The organism is Roseateles sp. NT4 (genome assembly GCF_051857475.1).
Taxonomy (GTDB): domain Bacteria; phylum Pseudomonadota; class Gammaproteobacteria; order Burkholderiales; family Burkholderiaceae_C; genus Pelomonas.
Window position 1 is genome coordinate 1,077,541 of the sequence record NZ_JBPZGZ010000002.1, and the last position, 20,883, is coordinate 1,098,423.

The following is a 20,883-nucleotide window of genomic DNA, read 5'->3' on the forward strand; positions in this document are numbered from 1 at the left end:
CGACATGACTGATCTGATCGACCCCGAAGTGCAGGAGCTGCTCGAACGCCTGGCCGATGCCGACCCCGGTGTGCGCCGCGTCGCCGTGCTGGACTTTGCCGACATCGAGGACGCCGCCGTGCTGCCGGCACTCGCGCAACTGCTGCGAAACGACCCCGACCCCACGCTGCGCGCCGAGGCCGCTCGCGCGCTGGCCGGTTGGGACGAACCCGCTGTTGTCGACGCACTCGCTGCCGCCTTGAGCGACACCGCTGAAGTCTCGGGCGCCGCCGCCCAGGCCCTGACCGAGCTGAAGGACCCGCGCTCCGGCGAGCGCCTGCTGGCCCATGCCGCCTCGCCCGATGCCTTCATCAGCGCTTCTGCCTTGCGTGCCCTGCGCGAACTTCGCGTGCCTGCCGCGGCGACTCCCGCGTTCGCCGCCCTGCAACACGCCGACGCCAGCGTGCGCCGCGAGGCCGTCGCCGTGCTGGGTTGGCTCAAGCATGCGCCGGCCCTGCCGCTGTTGACCCGCGTCGTCATCGCCGATGCCGACACCGAGGTCCGCCGCGCCGCCGCCGGTGCCCTGGGCCTGGCGGCGCCTGAGCAGATCGCCAGCGTGCAGGCCGCGCTGTGCGAGTCGCTGCAGGATGCTGCCTGGACGGTGCGCGAGGAAGCAGCGTCGACGCTGGGCAAGCTGCGCGCCATGGCCGCTGCCGCCGCGCTGCGTGCTGCGATGGAAGACGACTACTGGCAGGTCCGCCTGCGCGCTGCCCGGGCGCTGGGCCGCATCGCCGACACGCAGGCCCTGCCCGTGCTGAGCCAAGCCCTCATCCACCCCGCCGGCAATCTGCGCAAGGAAGCGGCCATCGCCCTGGGCGACATCGGCGACGCTGCGGCCGTCCCGGTGCTTCAGGCCGCCGCTGCCGACCCCGACCCCGAGGTCCGCAAGGCCGTGCGGCTGTCGCTGCAGCGCCTGGGGGCGCCCGCGGGAGTGGACCGATGACCGAGCTGCCCGAAGCGGTCGACCTGACGCCCGCCATGCTGCGCCTGCGCTGGCGCGACGGCGCGACCGAACTGCCCGCTGCCCGTCTGCGCGCCGCCTGCCGCTGCGGTGACTGCCGCGCCGGCCGCAGCCGCAGCGATGAGCGTGCCGCGCAACTAGCCGACGCGCGGCCGGTGGGCCAGTACGCGCTTCAGCTCGTCTTCAGCGACGGCCACGACCGCGGCATCTATCCCTGGGTCTGGTTGCGCGAGCTGTCATCCGTCGACTCCACCGCTGCCGGCTTGTCCGGCCAGGCTCCGCCCTCGCTGAAAGCCTTCCAGGCCCAGTTCACCCACTTCAGCAGCGAGGCCGCCAGCCACAGCGCCCAGGCCAGCATCAGCACACGGTAGAGCCAGACCGGCGCGCTCAGCACCCAGGCGCCGGCCGTGCGGTCGGTGAAGCGGTCGTGCAGCCAGCTCAGCTCGTGGCTGGTGGAGTTCGGCCCGGCCACCAGCAGGTCGGGGTAGCCGAGCAGGCCGGTGCGCAGTACGTCCAGCAGGGCGCCGACGGCGAACAGCGTCCATAGCACCAGCAGCAGCTGCACGAGGATGCGCAGCCACCGCGCCGTGTTCGGCAGGGACTGCGTCCAGCGCCGGCGCGCCTCCAGTAGCGCGAACCAGCCGGCCAGCAGCACCAGGGCCCACAGCGATACCGGTGCCACGCCCAGGGCCAGGATCAGCCAGGCCGGCCGTGCCATCACGCCCGGCAGACCACGTGGCGCGAACCAGGCGATCACCAGCACGACGACCAGCACGCCCCAGATCAGCACAGCCGGGCCCATCAGCGGCCCGCCGACGGCCAGCACGATGCGGTCCTGGGGCACGTCCAGCGTCAGCGCGTCGTTGACGCCGGGCAGGCCCAGGGCCAGGCCCGAGTGCTGCCACCAGAAGCCCATGCCCTCGGGCGCGCGCCAGCGCAGCTGCACGTCCTGCGGGCCGGGCGTCAGCGGCAGGGTCACGGCGCCGTCGCGCAGTTGCAGCGGCAGGGTTTCGCCGCGCAGCTTCACCTCCAGCAGTTCGGCGCCGGCGGTCAGCTTGATGGCGTGCGGGCCGCCGAGACTGGCGCGCAGCTTCAGGCTCAGCTGCACATCGGTGCTGCGTTCGCCGGGGTCGAGGGTGGTGCGAACGCTGTCCAGCGTCAGTGTCTGGCCAGGAACGCCGGCGGGTTTGCGCACCGCCAGCTGCAGCGTCTCGCCGGGCCAGGGCCGCCACTCGGGTTGCCATTGGCCGCCCTGCTGCAGGGCCGTGGCGGGCAGACCGCTGGCCTCCACATGCCATTGCGTGGAGGCGTCCACCGTCCAGCGCTCGACCTGATTGGCCTCCTTGCCGGCCAGCAGCGTCAGCGCCTCGCTGGGCTTGAGGCTGCTGGCGACGTCGGCCTCTTCCTCACCGCCGAGCTGCAGGCTGGCCACGCCGCCGTCCACCGTCACGCGGGCATCGCTGACGGCCTCGCCGGGCAGCAGGGCCCAGCGCACGCGCAGCGGCGCGCGGCTGGGGGCCAGGCGCTGGATATGGGTCTGCACCTGCCAGCGCAGGCCCAGTTCCAGCAGGCGCTCGACGCGCACCAGGGGCGGCAGGGCGTCGCGCTGGGTGCCCGCATCCTCGCTGCGGGCGCTGCCGGCGCCGGCGGCGCGGCTCAGCGTGATGGCGCCGGTGCTCTCGCCGCGTGGGTCCAGGCCGGCCAGGGCCCAACCCTTGAGATCGCTCTGCAGCGCGCGTGGCGGCAGCGGCAGCGTGATGTCCAGGCTGCTGGCACCGCCCACGTCGGCGCTCAGCACCACCTGGTGAACGCCGGCCGGCACGGCCACCAGCAGCCGGCCTTCGTCGTCGCGTCGCGTCGCGGCGGGCTGGCCGTCCATCGTGACGCTGCCGGGCTGCCAGCCCGTGCCCTGGCCGGGCAGGGGCACGGCGACCAGGGCCTGGGCGTGGATCTCGGCGCGCAATTGCACCGTCGAGCCCGAGGCGCTGACGAAGAGGCGGGCCAGCTCGGCACAGCGCGGCAGGCAGTCGGGCGGCGCGGCGAGCTTGTCTTGCAGGAGTTTGAGCTGCTCGGCGCTGGGCCAGTTGGCGGCCTGGGCTTCGCTCGGTTGAGGCGTCAGGCCCAGGGCGAGCAGCAGGGCGGCCGCAACGGCGCCCGCTCGTGGTGAACGCAGTGGCGGCTTCAAGCCGGTGACGACGATGAGGGCCAGGGCCAGCAGGGCCAGGCCGCCGAGCTTCATCAGCGCTGTGGCCCACGGCGGCAGCAGCCACAGCCGCAGCGTCTGCTCGGGCGTGACGGGACCGCTCCAGCTCAGTGTGTGGACACGCCAGTTCCAGGTCGGCAGGCCGGGGCCGGTCTGCACGCGCGCATTGGGGTCGACGCGCTCCATCGGGGCGCGCTTCTGCACGAGGCTCTCGTACCTGCTCGGCGGCGCCGACTGGACGGAAACCTGGAACGCGGGCGGGGGCAGACGTTCTTCCACGATGCGCACCTCTCTCGGCCCCGTGACCGCCGCGACAGCACCCGCCGTCCAGGGGACCTGCTCCAGGCTGGGATAGATGGACTCCCTGACCTGCTGCACCGCGAAGGGCAGCAGCAGCAGGGCCAGCATGCCCGCCACCGCGAAGCGGCCGCGCGCAAACGCCATCTGCGCGCGGCCCGCGGGCAGCGCGCGGGCCAGGGCCGTCAAGGCCAGCAGGCCGAACCACAGCACGGCCGGCGGGCTGCCGGGCGTGTGCCAGGTCAGCACCAGGGACAGCCCGAGCAGCACGCCGACGCGCCAGCCCAGCAGGCGATAGGCCGCCAGCGCGGCCAGCAGCACGAAGAAGAAGTCCCACAGCGTCCACAGGCCGATCCAGGCGCCAGTGGCGCTGCTGGGCCCCTGGGCATGCAGCAGGCGCCAGCCGGGCGGCAGTTGCAGCTGGGCGCGCAGCTTGTCGACGCTGACGCTCCAGCCGCTGGCCGGCAGGGCGGTGTCGATAGGCCAGCGGCTGTCGGCTTCGATGGCGGTGTTGCGGTCGCGCACCTCGAAACCGGCGGGGCCGTCGGCGGCCAGGCGGGTGATGGGCTGGTCGGCACCGTTCAGGGCCGCGCGGCCGAGCTGGCCCGGCGCGGGCATGGCCAGGCGCGAGCTGGCCGACAGCTGGCCCTCGAACTTGTCGCTGGCGGTCAGGCCGTGTCCGTCGAAGTCCAGCCACAGCCGGCGCTCCAGCTTCAATGCATCCGGGGCCGGCTTGGCATTGCCGCGCTGCAGCTCGGTCAGCTTCAGCGTCTCGCCGGGCTTGAGGCGGAAGGCCGGCAGGGCGCGCCAGGCATCGGGCATCTCGACCTGGCGCGGGTCGACGCTCGTCGGCCCCTCGGGGCGGATCAGCCGCAGGGCCGGCGCCGCCTTGACGACCCAGACCTCCTCGTCGGACGCGCCCTCGGGCAGTTTCAACGCCTGCACCGGCGCCATCAACCGCGACCGCAGTTCGATGTGCCAGTTGCCCGGCCGGGCCTGCACGATGAGACGGCCGTCATCGGCCAGGCGGGCCGGCAGCGGGCTGTCGAGCTGCATGGCGCGCAGGCCCGGCAGCAGGGCCTGCGGCAGCTCCACCACGCGGGCGCGGCCGGCCACGCGCAGGTCGAAGGCGGTGGTCACGGTCAGCGGCAGCTCGTCGTCGATGAGGCGCACGGTCTGCACGCTGACGCTGTCGGTGGCCTCGGCGGGGCTGGCCACGGCGCGCAGCCAGATACGGCCTTCGCCATCAGGCGCGCGTGCTTGCGTGGCGCCGTCGCTGCTGACGACGATGGTGGCCAGGTTGGCCGGCACGGCCAGGTTCTGCGGCATCTCGGCCCAGGTGATGCGGCCTTCGACGACATGGGCACCAGGTGGCAGCCAGACGGCAGGGTGTTCGCTCGCCTCGACGACGGCCAGGGGCTTGCCGCCGGCCTTGACGTCCTGCGGCCAGGCGCCGGCCTCGCCGGGCAGCACGATGCGGGCCGGTGCGCCGTAGACCTGCACCTCCAGCTTGAACGTCGCCTCACGCGCGCCGGCGCCCAGTTGCAGCCGGCCGGGCCAGACGCAGACCGGTGTCTCGCCTTCGGCGCTGCCCGCCGGGCAGCCCAGCGGCGGCTGGCCTTGCTGGGCCCAGGGCAGCCAGTCGCGCGTGGCGGCGGGCAGCTCGGCGGGCGTCAGCGGCGCGGCCTGGGCGACGGTGGCGGCCACAGCCAAGGCCATGGCAAGGCGGCGGATCAGGCGAGTCGGCATCGGCATCTCCCCTTTTGGCGACGGGTGTCAGTCGGCTTGCAGTGTCAGCGCCAACAGCATCCAGGAGTCGGCATTGCTTGCGGTCCCATCGGTATCGAACACCACCGGCCCATGCTGCATCACCCAGACGGTGTCGCCGACGCGCAGCAGCGGCTGCCATTCGCGCTGCTGCCAAAGCGTGCAGGCACCCTGGCCGGGCAGCGGCTGGTAGATGCTGCAGTTGGCCTCGTAGCTGCGCACCGCCTCCAGGCGCCCATCGGCCAGCAGGCGCCACTCGCGGCGGCTGAAGTCGAAGGCGGTGGGCGGCTGGCCTGCTTCGGTGTACTGGAGCCCGAAGCGGCCGTCGCTGCGCGGCTGGTAGTAGGTGCCCGGGCTGTAGCTGGCAGTGACGTTGGACGCGAAGCTGTGCTGCCAGAAGGCGCGGTCCAGCGTCGGAATGGCCACCGGGATGACGCTCACTTCCACGGCCGTCTGCGGGCTGCCGTCCGCTCCCAGGTCCTGGATCAGCCAGCGCGCATCGCCGTGGGCGCCCTTGCCCAGCAAGGTGTACAGATAGGAGTTGCGCGCGAAGTCCACGCGCAGCTTGCCGTCCACCAGGCGCCAATTGCCCTTCAGGCCCGAGCGCGACAGCGTCAGCTCGGTGGCCGAAGTGATGGTCGCGATGTCCTGATGGGACTCCACCGCGTCCATCAGGAGGCTCAGCGACGAGGGCACACCGGCCCACTGGGTGCCGACCGCGAAGTCCTCTGCCTTGAAGGCCGGCGTGGCGGTCTGCCGGCGCATGAGGTCGCTGCTGTCGACTTGCCGCACGCCGAGCACCTGACCGGGCGCCCCCCGCATCACCCGCCCCAGCCGCGTGACCCTGGCGAGCGACGCGCCCTGCGGGCCGCCGACATCGCTGAGGACCAAGCCCGTGCGGATGAGCTGGAAGGGGACATCTTCGGAGATCTGCAACTGGCCCAGGTAGGTGTAGTCGTAGGGGCGGTAGCTCTCGACCGGGTACTGGTCGTAGGTGACGGTCGTCGAGTGAGCGCCAGCGGTCCAGTGCACGGCGCGCGGCCGGTCGGTGACGTCGGTGCCGGTGCCGTCGGCGCGCAACGTCAGCGTGCGCACGGCCTGGGACCCGGCCTCGTCGCCATAGCTGTAGATCAGCGTCACCGGGGCGCCGCTGGCTGCCGGTGAAGGCGGTGGCGCGTTGAGGGCGGTGTCGCCCAGCGTGGCCTGGCGGGCGGCTTCGAAATCGACGGCCTTGTCCCGTCGCAGGCTGTTGCGCAAACCGTTCAGTGCCGTGGCGCTGTTCAGCAGCGCGCGGGTGTCGGCCACGCCGGCCGGCAGGGCGACACCGCCGTCGATGACGAGCTTGGCCGTGGCGGCCACGTCCAGCACGGTCTGCGGCCCGAGGCGCTCCAGTGCCGCCGTCAGCTCGGCATTGGTCTTGGGCTGTGCGCCTGCTTGAGCGATGAGGCCGGCCTGGGCCGCGCTCAGGTGCGTCAGGTTCAGGGCGGCGTTCTGCTCGGCGGCCAGCTTGCCATCCTTGGCCGCGGCGGCGAGGCCGCCGATCTCACCGGGCAGGCTGGTCAGCACGACCTTGGACTGGGTGCCGGCGCCCGTCGCGGTGAGCGTGACGAAATCGCCGGGCTGGCTGCTCCTGACGGCGATGGTGTAGCGGCCATTGGCATCGGCGGTGGCCGTGAAGCTCTGCGCGCCGACATCGGCCTTGACTGTGGCGTTGGCGACCGGCGCATCGGTGACCTGGCCCTGCAAGGTCAGCGCGGCCTCCACCGTCACCTTGACCGTGGCCGACTGGCTGGCCGTGCCGACGCTGAGCTTGTAGCTGAAGCTGTCGGAGCCGAAGAAGCCGGGGCTGGGCGTGTAGGTGATCTTGCTGCCGTCGACGGTGGCCGTGCCGTGCGCGGGCGCACTGTCCACGGCCACGCTGGCGCTGCCATTGCTGACAGTGTCGTTGTCGGTCACGCCCAGCGCGGTGCCGGCGTTCCAGGCCACGGTGTAGGCATCCGCTGCCGCCACGGCAGCGGGCGCGGGGGCTGGCGCCGGCGAGGGGGCCGGAGCCGGTGCGGGTGCGTCGGACCCACCGCCGCCGCAGGCGGCCAGGGTCGAGATCAGCGCGGCGCCGAGGGCGTGGCGGAACAGGGCGCCATCACGGCGCCCGAACTCGTTGGACATGCGGGACTCCCTGATTCATCGGTTTTTTGCGCCGCGATTGAACCAGAAATGTCCCGAGCCTCAGATCAGGGCTTCACCCGCACGATGCGGCCGTGGGCTTCCAGCACCAGGTAGAGCAGGCCGTCCGGGCCCTCGCGCACATCGCGCATGCGGCCGGCGTCGACGAAGAGCTTCTCCTGCTCCATGGGCCGGTTGTCGGCGTCGAGCTTGACGCGCTCCAGATAGCCGAACTTCAGCGAGCCGATGAAGAAGTTGCCCTGCCAGGCCGGGCCGTACTTGGCGCTCTTCAGCCGCACCAGGCCCGAGGGCGCGATGGACGGCACCCATTTGACGATGGGCTGCTCCATGCCGGCCTTGGCGAAGATGCCGTCGCCGACCTTGGTGCCGTCGTAGTTCAGGCCGTAGCTGATGACGGGCCAGCCGTAGTTCAGCTTGGGCTTGATCAGGTTGAGCTCGTCGCCGCCCATCGGGCCGTGTTCGTGCTCCCAGAGCTGGCCCTTGTCGTCCAGGGTCAGGCCTTGCGAATTGCGATGGCCGTAGCTCCAGATCTCGGGCAGGGCGCCGGGCGTGTTCACGAAGGGGTTGTCGGCCGGCACGCTGCCGTCCTTGCCGACGCGCACGATCTTGCCGAGGTGATTGTCCAGGGTCTGGGCGCTGTCCCGCTGGCTGAAGCGCTCGCCCATGCTCAGCATCAGCTTGCCGTCGGGCATCTCGACGATGCGGCAGCCGAAGTGATGCCTGCTCTCAATCTTGGGCTTCTGGCTGAAGATGACCTTGACGTCGGTCAGGCGCTTGCTGTCTTCGCTGAGGCGGGCGCGGGCCAGGGCCGTGCTGTTGGTCTTGTTGGCACCGGGCTCCGAGAAGCAGAAGTAGATGGTGCGGTTGCGGGCGAAGTCGCTGTCGGTGACGACATCCAGCAGGCCGCCCTGCACGACGGCATCGACGGCGGGCACGCCGGTGATGGGGGCGCTGGGCTTGCCGCCGGCCTTGGCCGTGCGCATGGTGCCATCACGCTCGGTGATGAGGAACTGGCCGTCGGGCAGGAAGGCCACGGCCCATGGGGTCTTGAGGCCTTCGACGACGGTTTCGAGTTCGGGGGCGGCCTGGGCGAGGCTGGCTCCCAGGGCGAGGAGAAGGGGGAGGAGACGCTGGCTCATCGGAGTCGGGGGCGTGGGCGCGGGGGACGCGCATCATCGCAGTTGATGGCACGGCATGCCGTTTGCCGGGCATGCCGCCATGCAGCGCTACCTCAACCGCAACGGTGACTCCGGCGTCGTCGCCTATGAACTCGGCCCGGCCAGCATTGCGGTGCGTTTTGTCGACGGCTCGGTCTATGTCTACGACGCCGGGAGGCCGGGTGCCGAACAGGTCGACGAGATGAAACGACTCGCCCAGGCCGGGCGGGGCTTGAGCGGCTATATCAGCCGTTGCGTGCAGCAGAACTTCGCGAAGAAGCTGCGCTAGGCGCGCTTCATCACCACCAGCAGGCCATCGACGGCCTCGTCGCTTTCCTTGCGGATGGCGCAGCGCGTGGACGATTCCGTCGTGAAGCCGTGGGCCGCAGCCAGACGTTGAAGATAGGTCAGCGAATGGGCATAGCGCCGCTTGGCGCCCAGGGCGAAGTCGCTGCCGTCCTCGCAGGCCTCGACGGAGAAAGCGAACAGGCCACCCGGGCGCAGCGCGGCCGCAGTCGCGGCGAAGACGGCCTCGAGGTCGCCGATATAGACGAAGACATCGGCGGCGACGGCGATGTCGAAGCGCCGCGGCTGACCCTCCAGCGCCGCGACGATGTCGCCCTGCACCAGCTCGTCGTACAGGCCCAGCTCCCGCGCCTTGGCCAGCATCAGGCCGGACAGGTCGACGCCGGTCAGGCGGCCCGCGAGAGGTTGGAGCAGCGGCCCGCACAGGCCGGTGCCGCAGCCGAGGTCGATGACCTCGCCTCCGGTCGGCGGATGGGCGCGCTGCAGTTCCGCGCACAGCAACTCGGGCGTGCGATAGCCCAGGGTCTTGACGAGGTGGTCGTCGAAGTTGTGGGCATACATGTCGAACAGGGCCTCGACATAGCCGGCCGGCGCTGTCGACGGCGCGCTGCCGACGCCGAGGGCGGCGAGGGCGTACTGGATCTGATCGACGTCCTTGCCCAGGGCCAGGGCCTGCTGGAAGGCCGCGATGGCCTGCGAGCGGCGGTGCAGGGTCAGCAGGCATTCGGCGCGGCCGATCAGGGCCTCGGGGTAGGCGGGCTGCAGGGCCAGGGCGGCGTCGAAGCTGGCCAGGGCTTCCTCGGGCCGCTCCAGCGCGCGCAGGCTGGTGCCGCGGTTGCGCAGGGCCTTGGCGTCGCCGGGCCGCACCGCCAGGGCGCGCTCGAAGGCCTGCACCGCTTCCTGGTGGCGGCCCAGGCTGCCCAGGGTGTTGCCGAGATTGGTCAGGGCGGGGGCGCTGTCGGGGCGCTGGGCCAGGGCGCGTTTCAGCAGGACCAGGGCTTCATCGAAGCGGTCGGTCTGGCCGCAGATGACGCCTTGCAGGTGCAGGGCGTCGAAATGCGTCGGCGCCGTGCGCAGCACGCGGCGGTAGAGCTGCTCGGCCTCGGCGAGGCGGCCTTGCTGGTGCAGGGCCAGGCCCCGGTCGAAGTCGCTGGGTTTGGCGGCCATCGCGCTTCAGTCGTCCCAGAGCGTGCTGATCAGGCCCAGGCCGACCGCTACCAGATCCACCGCATAGACGCTGCCGATCTCCGGGCGGTAGCCGCTCTGGCGCGACTCGCGCTCGGCGCGTGCACGGTCGCGCGCGAGCATGGCCAGCGCATCGGCCACGCCCTCGGGTGTCGGGCCCTTGGCCGCCGCCTTGGCATAGCCGGCCAGCGCCTGTTCAACGGCCTGCGGGTCCAGCAGCGACAGCGCCGAGCGGCAATGCGAGCAGGCGTCTTCCTTGCGCAGGTCGACCGGCGCTCCGCAGTTGCTGCAGTTGATGGTGCCGACCTTGGCCGCGATGTCGGCGATCTCGGGTCGGGTCAGCTGGCGCACAAAGCCCTTCTCGATCATGAAGGACGAGAAGCTGCTGAAGCGGCCGTGCTGCTGGGGGCAACGGTGGGTGATGTAGCGGCCGCTGCGCACGATGTCGAAGCCCTGCACGAGGGTGCTGCGGCATTGCGCGCAACTCAGCCTGGCCTTGAGCGGATGGCGCGGCTCGCCCTGGTGGCGGTGCATCTCCCTGAACACCGTCGCGATCGCCTCCGGCGCGAGCTTGAGGTTCTCCTGGTGATCGAACCAGATGCCGTGGCAGGCGAAGCAGAAGTCGATGTCGACGCTCGCGCCATGGTGGGCGGGCAAGGTGCGCAGCTGCATCGCGTCGCCGCAGGAGGGGCAGGGTCGGGAAGAGGCCATGGACATGGCGGCATGGTAGCGAGCCGTTACATGCGCAAGCGATCAAGGGATTCCGCTGCGGGGAAGGGACTGCTGCAATGCGCGCCGTTTGGAGCTCTTCACCTCAACATGCCTCGCCTGTCTTGTCTTGGTCTCTTCATGGTCCTGTCCGCATCCGCGTTGCCGGCCGTCGCCTCACCCGTCTTGGAGGTCAACCCCGGCCTGTGGGCCTCGGACAGTGAGATCTGGATCAACGGCCAGTCCATGAAGCCTGGCCTGACGGCCTTGCGGGCCAAGCTGCGCAGCCGCCTCGCCGACGCCCAGAAGGCCGAGATGGACAAGCAGCAGGCGGCCGAGAAGCAGGCCTGCCTGACGCCCCAGCAATCCAGGATCGACCTGGCGGCCTATCTGGAATCGGCCCTCAGCGGCTCCGGCCCCTGGAAATGCGAGACGACCGCCAGCAAGCTCAACACCAGCGAGGCTGCCGGCAGCTATGTCTGCCGCACCGGCGGCGGCGGGCTGACCCAGGGCAAGTTCAACGCCACCTACGGGCCCACCAGCTACCGCATCGAGCTCAACGGCCGTGGCAATGCCGTGGACGGCCGCAACGGCAATGCGCTCAGCAGCGACGAGGTGGACCAGCGCATGCTGTCCACCGGCCGCTGGCTGGGCTCGTCCTGCTGAGGGCTCAGAGGCGGCTGCGCCGTTTGCGCCAGGAGATGGCGCCCAGGCCGACGAGCATCAGCGCGACCGTGCCGGGCTCGGGTACCGGCGAAGTCGAGAAGCGGTAGTCGGCGCCTGAAGCCGAGGTCAGCGCATAGCCGCTGAGTTCGACGCCATCGACGGTCAGGATGGTGATGCCGCCCCAGTACAGGGTGTGGCCGAAGGCGGCGGCCGCGCGAGCGTCAGCGCTGATGAGGGGTGAGGCCGATGTCTGCTGGTAAGGCCGTGCCGCCGACTCGGCCTGCGTGATGGCTGTCATCGTGATCGCACCGATGGCCCAGCCGTCGTTGCCGAAGCTGATGGGCGCCGTGACCGTGAAGGCGCCGCCCGCCGGGTTGCTGCTGTTCGACGTGCCGTTGGTGGCCTGCAGCACGCCGCCGCTCAGGCCCACGTTCTGGCCGAAGAAGCTCGCGCTGAAGTTGTAGCTGGCACCGGCGTTGGTCGAGCTGTTCGCCGAACCGTTGGCCGACGCGCCCAGGCCGCCGGAGAAATAGAGGGTGCCCGTCAGCACGCCGGTCTTGCCGGCCGGTCCGGCAATCGCCATCCAGTCGACAAAGCCCGCGCTGGACCAGCCGTTGCCGGCGTGGCTGTCGAGGCCGGTGCTCTGGGTGTCGGCGTTGGACGTGATGCGCACGCTGCCGGAGCCGGCGGTGGCCAGGCTGCCGGCGTTGACGCCGGTCGAGACGGAGGCGCAACCCGCCGAGGCGCTGCTGGCGCCGACCAGCAGGCCGCTGTCGCAGGCATTGCCGGCGAAGTCGGTGCTGGTGGCCTGGGCATAGGCCTGGGCGGCCGGCAGGGCGGGCAGGGCCTGGACGGCGCCGGCCGCTGCCAGCGCGACGGCGACAAGGGTTGGGCGGGCGAAGGGGGATGCAAGGCCGGGCATGGGCGCCTCCCTGGGTTGGGGTCGCCCAGCAAACCACGGCCGCCCGCCGCCGCCAATCCCGACGCTCGCCTATGCCCTCAAGGCAGAGGAAGAAAGGGCGTGCGATCGGGGGGCGGGATGTCCGGTTTTTCGAAAACCGACCGCCGTGGCCGCGGGCCAAGTCCGCGGCGCCCAGCTACCGGCTCACCATTCACCGCCTCGAGCTCCTCGGCCGACGTTCGGGTGACACGGCGCGCGTGGCTATCCAAGACGCGTTGGCAATGGCTGTTTTGCTGGACTCAATCCAGGCCTTAGCATCGCCGCCCGATGTGTATTGACGGGCAAGTGGTGAGCGAATGAAGTGGCGTTGCTGGCTTGCAGCGATGATGTGCGTGTTGTGCTTGGCTGCGCCTGTCTTGGCGGAGGTCGATGACCGTAACGTCGTCGTCGGGCGGGCCGACGCAGATGCCAGTGGTGCCTGGCCGGTGGGCTTGTGGGTGCGTGATGGGCGGCATTCGCACTTCATCGTGCGAGCGCCTCGCTCACTGCTCGGTGAGTTTCCGGGCCAACATTGGCAGTCCGTCGATGCCGAAGCATTGATGGACCTGGAACGGTTTGGCGCCCCGCGGTTGGAAAAACACCAGGGATTCGATCTATGTCCCGCGGGTCAGAAATGGGGGCGAATCGGGCCTTCACCGTCATTCCATTGGCCTGGCGAACGAACGGAACTGCGGCATGCCTTCTGTGCGGCTTCGAGTTGCGCGCTGCCGGCCTGGCGCATCGACTTGCCGAGCAGTGATCAGCTGCCGTTGCGGCGCTTGCTGCCCGGCATCGCAGCCCACCAGACCGACTGGCTTGTACTCTACGTGGCGGGCGCCGACAAGGGTTTCGCAGTCAGCGGCGCGAGTGCTTTGCGGGCGTTGGAGTTCCCCATCGAGGTTCCTGCTGACGCAGGTCGTCACTTTCCTGCCATCGTCACGGCGATCGTGGAGGAGGCGGCCAAGCGTGAGAGAAGGCAGAGTTCGTCGCTGCTGATCGCGACGAACACAATCGCCTACCAGCAGGTGGTGAAGTACGCGCGCGGATGGAGCCCCAGCGATGCGCAGATTGAATCGCTAGGACTTGCAAGGCACTTGAGGCATCAGGGCTTGTTGGTCAGGACGCTGCTGCGCTTGCAGCCTCATGATCGACCCGTCGAGTTGCGGGTGCGCCCTGCTGCTGATGTGGCGGGGAATCTGGATGTGCTGTTGGCGATCAATTCGCAGCCCATCACCCCTGAGCGCTGCCGCAACCAGTTGCGTGATTTGAGCTGCACTTCCGCATGTGCAGATGGCAGGCTGGACGGACCCTATGGTTCAGGATTGGACCTCGACGCCTTGCCTCCAGCCGAGCGCCTGCGCGCCTGCATGCAGCGTTGTGCGCAGATGAAGGCTGGCGTGTTCGATGCAGCCATGCGCGGCCTGATCGACGACTTAGCCGCGCAGCAGCGGAGCGTCTGGAGCGATCTGGAGAAACTGACCGGTCGCTCGGCCGGCAGCTGGCAGGCCCGCTAGCCTCAGCCATCCAGCCTTTGCTGGAACACCAGGCCCGCGTGCTCGCGCAGCGCGTGGAACTTGATCTTGGGCCAGTTGGCTTCGATGGCACGCAGCTCCGGCGCGTACTCGACCAGCACGGTCGGCGCGTCCACCGCGTCGTAGGCCATGCGGTGGTCGTTGGCGTCGATGAAGCGCTTCAGCTCGGCCGGCTCGTCGCAGGTGACCCAGCGCGCCACCTGGAAGCGGCTGGGCATGATGCGGGCCTTGCAGCCGTATTCGTGCTCCAGGCGGTGGGCGACGACTTCGAACTGCAGCTGGCCGACGGCGCCGAGCAGCAGCACGCTGCCGGCGATGGGCCGGAACACCTGGATGGCGCCTTCTTCGCCGAGCTGCTGCAGGCCGGCCTTGAGCTGCTTGGTCTTCAGCGGGTCGGCCACTTCGACGGCGCGGAACATTTCCGGCGCGAAGAAGGGCAGGCCGGTGTACTGCAGGGCCTCGCCTTCGGTGATGGTGTCGCCCAGCTGCAGCACGCCGTGGTTGGGGATGCCGATGATGTCGCCGGCGAAGGCTTCGTCCAGCAGCTCGCGCTTCTGGCTCATGAAGGTCACGACGCTGTTCGGGCGCAGGCTCTTGCCGGAACGCACCACCTTCAGGTTCATGCCGCGTTCGAACCGGCCCGAGGCCACGCGCACGAAGGCGATGCGATCGCGGTGGGCGGGGTCCATGTTGGCCTGGATCTTGAAGACCACGCCGGTGAACTTGGGCTCCTCCGGCTGCACGGTGCGCTGCATGGCCTGGCGCGAATCCGGCGGCGGCGCCAGCTCGACGAGAGCGTCCAGCACCTCCTGCACGCCGAAGTTGTTGACGGCCGAGCCGAAGAACATCGGCGTCTGCTTGCCCGTCAGGAAGTCGTCGTGGCTGAACTCGGGCGCGGCTTCGCGCACCAGCTCGATCTCGCCCTTGGCGTTGTCGTACTGCATGCCGAAGCGCTCGGCATAGGCGGGGTTGTCCAGGCCTTCCAGCACTTCTTCCGTGCCGGCGGCGCGGTCCTCGCCGGGGGCGAAGACGCGCATGCGCTGCTGGCGCAGGTCCATGACGCCGTGGAACTGCTTGCCCATGCCGACCGGCCAGGTGAAGGGCACGACCGTCATGCCCAGCTCGCGCTCGATCTCGTCCATCAGCGCCAGCGGCTCCTGCACCTCGCGGTCCATCTTGTTGACGAAGGTCAGGATGGGCGTGTTGCGGGCGCGGCAGACCTGCAGCAGGCGGCGGGTCTGCGGCTCGACGCCGTTGGCCGCGTCGATGACCATCAACGCCGCGTCCACGGCGGTCAGCACGCGGTAGGTGTCTTCCGAGAAGTCCTGGTGGCCCGGGGTGTCCAGCAGGTTGATGACGCAGTCGCGGTATTCCATCTGCATGACCGACGAGGCCACCGAGATGCCGCGCTGCTTTTCAATCTCCATCCAGTCCGAGGTCGCATGGCGGCTGGCCTTGCGCGCCTTCACCGAGCCGGCGATCTGGATCGCGCCCGAGAACAGCAGCAGCTTCTCCGTCAGCGTGGTCTTGCCGGCGTCGGGGTGGCTGATGATGGCGAAGGTGCGGCGGCGGCGGACTTCCGTCTCGATGCGGCTGGCGATGGGTTCGGACATAGAGGCTGGAGCGGGACTAACCGGCAATTATCGTTGCCAGCCTCCACGGCCACCCTTCAGGCGGCAAACAGGGCCGGCCAGCGGGCGCGCAGCGCACCCGGCGCGTGCTGCCAGGCCAGGCACAGGAAGCAGATGATCATCAGCGTGGGGTATTCGCAGCCGTCGTCGCTGCCCGACGAGAACCAGCCGTTGGGCCAGTGGTAGACCGGGATGCCGACCATGTAGATGGCGGCAAAGCCCAGGCTCAGCGGGAAGACGAAGCGCCCGCTGGCCAGCACGATGGAGGCCAGCATCTCGTAGGCGGTGACCGCCGGCCCCAGCCAGCGGCCCAGCGGCACCCCATGCTGTTCGACATAGACGCCGAAGCCCAGCGCGTCGCCATGGACGAAGCGCACCCAGCCGTGCAGGGCGACGAAGAGCGCCACCGTCAGGCGCAGCAGGGTCAGCGGGGCGATGGGAAAACGCGAGCGGAAGTCGGACATGACAGACCTTTCAGGAGTCGGGGTGAGGCAGGGCCGGACCCTCTCTAAGCGATGGCCGGCTGGCCCGCATGCTGTGGATTGCCCCCTGTTTTGTCCTGAATCGGTTCTGAATCAGTCTGATTCAGCTTGCGCGGCCGGGTTTTGGGCGCCTACATCCCGCGAAAACGCCCCCGGTGGGCGCGGCTGACCGGCAGCGGCTGGTTCAAGCCCTTCAAGTGCACCCACAGTTCGCCGTCGTCGCGGCGCTCGATGCGTTCGATGGCGCGGGCGTTGACGACCGAGCCGCGGTGGATCTGCCAGAACAGCTGGGGGTCCAGCTGCTCCATCAGCTCGCCCAGCGAGGTGCGCAGCAGCAGGTTCTCGCCATCCTGGCTGAGTGCCCGGGTGTGGCGCAGCTCGGAGCGCAGCGCGGCCAGCTGGTCGACGTCCAGCAGCTTCATCGTGTTGCCCGTCCAGGCCTGCAGGAAGCGCAGCCGGCCCGCGTCCGCGCCGGCCTGTAATCGCTGCACGGTGGCGGCCAAGCGGGCGGGCGTGACCGGCTTGCGCAGATAGTCGACAGCGGCGTGCTCGAAGGCTTCCAGCGCATGCTCGGCATGGGCTGTCACGAAGACCAGCCGCGTGCCAGCGGGCGCCAGGCCGGCGAGCGAGATGCCGTCGATGCCCGGCATGCGGATGTCGAGGAAGGCGATGTCGGGGCGCAGCTCATCGAGCAGCCGGCGCGCCTCGGTGCCGTTGCGGGCGCGGCCGACGATGTCCAGCTCGGGCCAGGCCTCGGCCAGCAGCTGCTGCAGCTCGTCGAGCAGCTGGGGTTCGTCGTCGGCGATGAGGGCGGTGGTCATGGCAGGGTCAGCGTGGCTTCGGTCAGGCCGTCGGCGTTGGTGGCGAGGGTCAGCGCGGCGTGGTCGCCGTGCAAGGCCTGCAGGCGCTGGCGCAGATTGGCCAGGGCCAGGCCATGGCCGGCCGGCTCGCCAGGGTTCAGGGGGCAGCCGCTGTTGATGACGCGCAGCTGCAGATGGCCGTCCTGCCGCAGGGCCTGCACCCGCACCTCGCCGCCGCTCTCGCTGGGCTCGATGCCATGCTGGATGGCGTTCTCCACCAGCGGCTGCAGCATCAGCGGCGGCAGGGGCAGGCCGCGCAATGCCTCGTCGACCTCGACGCGCCAGCTCAGCCGCCCGCCCAGGCGCAGGGCCATGATGGCCAGGTAGTGCTCGACGATCTGGCATTCCTCGCCCAGCGTCGACTCGGTGCGGCGCACGCGCTCCAGGGCGGTGTCCAGGAAGCCCGTGACGGCGTCCAGCAGCGGCAGGGCGCGGTCCGAGCCCTGGCGCACGAAGCTGCGCAGCGTGGCCAGGGTGTTGAACAGGAAATGGGGCTCGATCTGGGCCTGCAGCATCTGCAGCTCGGCCCGCAGTCGCGCCCTTTCCTGTTCGACGCGCCGCACCGCGCGCAGCCGGCGCAGGCCCTGCAGCAGGGGCAGGCCCAGCAGCAGCGTGCCAAAGCCCAGGTGCAGCCAGGCGCGGATGAGGCGGGCCTCGGCGCTCAGTGGCAGCGGCGTCAGCACCTGTTCGACGGCCCAACCCAGGGCCGCGCCCAGCAGCAGGGCCAGCGGCAGCAGGCTGGGCAGCTCACGGCGATGACGCGCCAGCAGGCCGCTCAGCCCGTCGGTCGCTGCATGGCCCAGCCACAGGCCCAGGGACAGAGCCCAGGCCGGGTGGCCGCGCCACCAGACCGCGGCCAGGCTGAACAGGACCAAGCCGGCCAGCAATGGGCCGGGCCGCTGCCAGCCCAGGCCTTCCTCGCGCAGGGCCTGGGCCAGCTCGCCCCCCTGCCAGCTCAGGTCGCGGCTCAAGAGGGCGTCAGGTTGCTGGGCTGGCGCGGCAGCACTGGGGCGCCGCTCTGGCCCGTCGTCGGCACATCGCTGGCGACGACGTCGATGGCGAACTGCGTGGCCTGCAGCTGGCCGGCGCCGTTGAGCAGGAAGCCGAAGCTCAAAGCCGTGGCATCGGCCGGGATGTCCAGCACGACCTGGGCCGTCTGCCAGCCGAAGCTGCCGCGCAGCGGCCGGTCGTTCATGTTGTCGAAGGCCGTGCCGGCGCGCTGGCCGCTGTCGGCGCGCATCCACAGGCCGCCCCAGGCCTCGAGCTGCTCGCCATGCAGGCGGGCGCTGAGGCGCACGCGCTTGCCGGCGTAATCGGCGCCGGAAATCTGCTGCATCAGCGTCGAGTAGCCCTCGGTGCCGGCCTTGCAGCTCAGCGTGAAGGCCTTGGCGCTGGGGCCGCCGGAGGCCGGCAGCACCTGGCCGCGGCAGGTCTTGGCATCGCCGGTCTGCAGCCAGCCGGCCGGCAGTTCCGGCGTGACGGCCAGGGCGGTGGCCAGGGTTCCCACCGCGGTCGCGGCGGCCAGTGCATAGGTCTTCATCGATCAATCTCCCGTTGCAGACCCGGATCGGTCTGAACGCAGGCTAGGGCCGCCGGGGGCTGCCGCCGAGGCGATGGGGCGAACGGTCGTTGAGCGTGCAGCAAGGGTCAAAAAGCCGACATCAAGACGGGGGATGAGCCGCGCAAAGCGCTGGAGCGCCGAAGCCTGCTGAATTATCGTTGCCGGGTCTAGCCAGGTCGGGGGGCGCGATGGACAAACAGGTCGACATGAAGCGGGTCCAGGAACTGGTGGCCGACCTGCGCGAGCCGCGGCCAGCCATCTTCTTCACGGACCTGCTGCTCTGCGCGGTGCTCGGCTGGGCCTGCTTTGCCGTCGCCGTGTTGCCGGGGCTGACCGGGGTGCGGGCGCTGGCCTTCGTCGCGGCGGTGCTGCTGCTCTACCGCAGCCTGGCCTTCATCCACGAGATCTTCCATCAACAGGGCATGAAGGGATTTCGCCTGACCTGGCATGCGCTGTCGGGCGTGCCGCTGCTGATCCCCTTCATGCTCTATCTGCCCATCCACCAGGGCCACCACAACAAGGCGACCTACGGCACGAAGGAAGACGGTGAGTACGACCAGTTCCACAACCGCGCCGGCAGCGCCAGCGCCAAGCTGTTCGCGCTGAACCTGGCGCTGCCGCTGGCCCTGTGGGTGCGCTTTGGCCTCCTGACGCCGCTGGCCGCCGTGCTGCCGCCCATCCGCGAGAAGATTATCCCGGAGTTCGTCCACATGGCCCTGCGCATGCCCTTCCGGGCACCGGCCATCAAGGAGAGCGCCCGCGCCGAGGCGCTGAAGATCGAGTGGTGGTGCTGCGCCTGGGCCTGGACGCTGGTGGCCGTCGGGTTGTTTGCCGGTTGGGCCTGGGTCGCGGCCTGGGCACTGCTGGTGATCGCCATCGCGACGCTGAACACCATCCGCGCCATGGGCGGCACCCATCTCTACGTCGAGGAAGCCGAGGGGCGCGATGCGCGCGGCCAGCTGCTGGACTCGCTGAACGTCGATTCCAACGGGCCGATCTCGGTGCTGCTCTGCCCCGTCGGCCTGCGCTTTCATGCGCTGCACCATGTGGCGCCCTATCTGCCCTATCACGCCATGCCCACGGCCCACCGCCGGCTGATGGAGCAGCTGCCGGCCGGCTCGGAGTACCACCAGGTGACGGTGGGCTCCGTGGCCGAGGGCGTTGGCCGGCTGCGCCAGGCCACCCGCGCGGTCAGGCCGTCGGCAGGAAAGGCTTGACGACGCCGAGCACGCGCTCGACGTAGGCCTCCTTCTCGCCCACCGGCGCCGCATAGGTCAGCGCGCTGCGGGCGGCGTCCAGGCCGGCACGCGAGGCCATGACCCAGGCGGCCAGGTATTGCGAGGCCAGGCAGCCCCCGGCCGTGGCGATGGGGCCGCGGGCGTGGAAGGGCTCCTCGACAACGCGCACGCCGGCTTCCACCACCCAGGGCTTGGTGGTCGAGTCGGTGCAGGCGGGCATGTCGGCCAACAGTCCCAGCCGGGCCATCAGCAGCGTGCCCGAGCACTGGCCGCCGATGAGCTGGCGCACCGGGTCGAGCTGCAGCCGGTCCAGCAGCACGCGGTCGTTGGCGATGGCGCGGGTGTGGATGCCGCTGCCGAACAGCACGACATCGGCCTCGTTGGCGAACTCCAGCGGCTGCTGGGCCGTGACGGTGACGCCGTTCATCGACGTCACCTGGGCGCTCGGGCTGGTGATGGCGGCCGACCAGCCCTGGGCGAAGAGCCGGTTGATCAGGCCCAGCGCGATGAAGCTGTCGAGCTCGTTGAAGCCGTCGAAGGTGAGGACGGCGACCTTCATCACTCCTCCAGCAGGCTCCTGAGCATCCAGGCAGTCTGCTCGTGGACGGTCAGGCGCTGCGTCAGCAGATCGGCGCTGGGCTCGTCACCGGCCTTGTCGACGAGAGGGAAGAGGGCGCGCGCCGTGCGGGCGACGGCCTCGTGGCCCTGCATCAGCACCTCAACCATCTTCATGGCCTTGGGCGGCGTGGCTGGTGCGTCGGGCAGGCCGCTGAGCTTGGCGAACTGGGCATAGCTGCCGGGCGCCGGGAAGCCCAGGGAGCGGATGCGCTCGGCGACGGGGTCGACGGCGTTCCACAGCTCGGTGTACTGGGCCATGAACATCGCATGCAGGCTGTTGAACATCGGCCCCGTGACGTTCCAGTGGAAGTTGTGCGTCGTCAGATAGAGGGTGTAGGTCTCGGCCAGCAGCTTGGACAGGCCGGCGGCGATGGCTGCGCGGTCCTTCTCGTTGATGCCGATGCTGATGGATGGGGCGGCGGATTTCTTGGCCATGGGCGACTCCGTGAACGTGATGCGGCGAGCCTAACGGATTCAAGCGTTGCCGGTGTGTACAGGGGTGGATGGACGGCGCGCGGGGCCGTCGATAGAGTCGGCGCCAGGGTGAG

General features: G+C 70.2%; 18 protein-coding genes. 6 read left to right on the forward strand and 12 right to left on the reverse strand.

Translation table 11 applies throughout. The features are described 5' to 3' along the window. Positions 1-4: 4 nt before the first annotated feature. Together ACS5PN_RS14715 and ACS5PN_RS14720 are read left to right on the forward strand one after the other, a co-directional pair. Complete coding sequence (locus ACS5PN_RS14715) at positions 5-982, forward strand: HEAT repeat domain-containing protein (RefSeq protein WP_439464717.1); 978 nt, start codon at positions 5-7, stop codon at positions 980-982. After that, positions 979-1,371 (forward strand): DUF971 domain-containing protein, encoded by a 393-nt coding sequence (locus ACS5PN_RS14720; protein WP_439464718.1) that lies wholly within the window; start codon positions 979-981, stop codon positions 1,369-1,371. The genes ACS5PN_RS14715 and ACS5PN_RS14720 overlap by 4 nt, the downstream gene beginning before the upstream one ends. A 3,905-nt stretch (positions 1,372-5,276) precedes the next feature. Here ACS5PN_RS14720 and ACS5PN_RS14725 read toward each other — a convergent pair. Next, positions 5,277-7,433, reverse strand: coding sequence for an Ig-like domain-containing protein (locus tag ACS5PN_RS14725; protein ID WP_439464719.1), 2,157 nt, complete (start codon positions 7,431-7,433; stop codon positions 5,277-5,279). 65 nt (positions 7,434-7,498) lie between these two features. Beyond that, the gene (locus ACS5PN_RS14730) at positions 7,499-8,590 is read right to left on the reverse strand and encodes a PQQ-dependent sugar dehydrogenase (RefSeq protein ID WP_439464720.1); all 1,092 of its coding nucleotides are present in this window, start codon (positions 8,588-8,590) and stop codon (positions 7,499-7,501) included. Positions 8,591-8,645: 55 nt separating this feature from the next. On the opposite strand from ACS5PN_RS14730, the gene ACS5PN_RS14735 reads away from it, so the two are divergent. Next, positions 8,646-8,897, forward strand: a complete 252-nt coding sequence (locus ACS5PN_RS14735) for a hypothetical protein (protein ID WP_439464721.1) — start codon at positions 8,646-8,648, stop codon at positions 8,895-8,897. Here ACS5PN_RS14735 and ACS5PN_RS14740 read toward each other — a convergent pair. Then, positions 8,894-10,081 carry a tetratricopeptide repeat protein gene (locus ACS5PN_RS14740; protein WP_439464722.1) on the reverse strand — a complete coding sequence of 396 codons (1,188 nt, stop codon included), beginning with the start codon at positions 10,079-10,081 and terminating at the stop codon, positions 8,894-8,896. The two genes, ACS5PN_RS14735 and ACS5PN_RS14740, sit on opposite strands and share 4 nt — an antisense overlap. Positions 10,082-10,087: 6 nt before the next feature. Beyond that, complete coding sequence (locus ACS5PN_RS14745; RefSeq protein ID WP_439464723.1) at positions 10,088-10,816, reverse strand: zf-TFIIB domain-containing protein; 729 nt, start codon at positions 10,814-10,816, stop codon at positions 10,088-10,090. A gap of 132 nt (positions 10,817-10,948) precedes the next feature. On the opposite strand from ACS5PN_RS14745, the gene ACS5PN_RS14750 reads away from it, so the two are divergent. Continuing rightward, a complete protein-coding gene (locus tag ACS5PN_RS14750) occupies positions 10,949-11,473 on the forward strand; it encodes a DUF3617 domain-containing protein (protein ID WP_439464724.1) in 525 nt (174 codons plus the stop codon). Between the two features lie 4 nt (positions 11,474-11,477). On the opposite strand, the gene ACS5PN_RS14755 is transcribed toward ACS5PN_RS14750, so the two are convergent. Next, a complete protein-coding gene (locus tag ACS5PN_RS14755) occupies positions 11,478-12,395 on the reverse strand; it encodes a PEP-CTERM sorting domain-containing protein (protein WP_439464725.1) in 918 nt (305 codons plus the stop codon). 335 nt (positions 12,396-12,730) lie between these two features. Between ACS5PN_RS14755 and ACS5PN_RS14760 the strand changes: the two genes are divergently transcribed. Further along, complete coding sequence (locus ACS5PN_RS14760) at positions 12,731-13,927, forward strand: hypothetical protein (RefSeq protein ID WP_439464726.1); 1,197 nt, start codon at positions 12,731-12,733, stop codon at positions 13,925-13,927. 2 nt (positions 13,928-13,929) lie between these two features. On the opposite strand, the gene ACS5PN_RS14765 is transcribed toward ACS5PN_RS14760, so the two are convergent. The 5 genes from ACS5PN_RS14765 to ACS5PN_RS14785 all read right to left on the reverse strand — a co-directional run bounded on the left by ACS5PN_RS14765 (position 13,930) and on the right by ACS5PN_RS14785 (position 18,458). Beyond that, a complete protein-coding gene (locus tag ACS5PN_RS14765) occupies positions 13,930-15,558 on the reverse strand; it encodes a peptide chain release factor 3 (RefSeq protein ID WP_310267540.1) in 1,629 nt (542 codons plus the stop codon). A 56-nt stretch (positions 15,559-15,614) separates the two neighbouring features. After that, positions 15,615-16,040: a DoxX family protein gene (locus ACS5PN_RS14770; protein WP_439464727.1), complete on the reverse strand. Its 426-nt coding sequence runs from the start codon at positions 16,038-16,040 to the stop codon at positions 15,615-15,617. A gap of 149 nt (positions 16,041-16,189) precedes the next feature. Next, positions 16,190-16,879, reverse strand: coding sequence for a LytR/AlgR family response regulator transcription factor (locus ACS5PN_RS14775; protein ID WP_439464728.1), 690 nt, complete (start codon positions 16,877-16,879; stop codon positions 16,190-16,192). Continuing rightward, on the reverse strand, positions 16,876-17,889 hold the full coding sequence (locus ACS5PN_RS14780) for a sensor histidine kinase (protein WP_439464729.1): 1,014 nt from the start codon (positions 17,887-17,889) through the stop codon (positions 16,876-16,878). Before ACS5PN_RS14780 ends, ACS5PN_RS14775 begins: the two co-directional genes overlap by 4 nt. After that, positions 17,886-18,458, reverse strand: coding sequence for a hypothetical protein (locus ACS5PN_RS14785; RefSeq protein ID WP_439464730.1), 573 nt, complete (start codon positions 18,456-18,458; stop codon positions 17,886-17,888). The genes ACS5PN_RS14780 and ACS5PN_RS14785 overlap by 4 nt, the downstream gene beginning before the upstream one ends. A gap of 227 nt (positions 18,459-18,685) precedes the next feature. Between ACS5PN_RS14785 and ACS5PN_RS14790 the strand changes: the two genes are divergently transcribed. Then, on the forward strand, positions 18,686-19,696 hold the full coding sequence (locus tag ACS5PN_RS14790) for a fatty acid desaturase (protein WP_439464731.1): 1,011 nt from the start codon (positions 18,686-18,688) through the stop codon (positions 19,694-19,696). On the opposite strand, the gene ACS5PN_RS14795 is transcribed toward ACS5PN_RS14790, so the two are convergent. After that, positions 19,671-20,276 carry an AraC family transcriptional regulator gene (locus ACS5PN_RS14795; protein WP_439464732.1) on the reverse strand — a complete coding sequence of 202 codons (606 nt, stop codon included), beginning with the start codon at positions 20,274-20,276 and terminating at the stop codon, positions 19,671-19,673. The two genes, ACS5PN_RS14790 and ACS5PN_RS14795, sit on opposite strands and share 26 nt — an antisense overlap. Next, positions 20,276-20,770, reverse strand: a complete 495-nt coding sequence (locus ACS5PN_RS14800; RefSeq protein ID WP_439464733.1) for a Dps family protein — start codon at positions 20,768-20,770, stop codon at positions 20,276-20,278. Before ACS5PN_RS14800 ends, ACS5PN_RS14795 begins: the two co-directional genes overlap by 1 nt. Positions 20,771-20,883 lie beyond the last annotated feature (113 nt).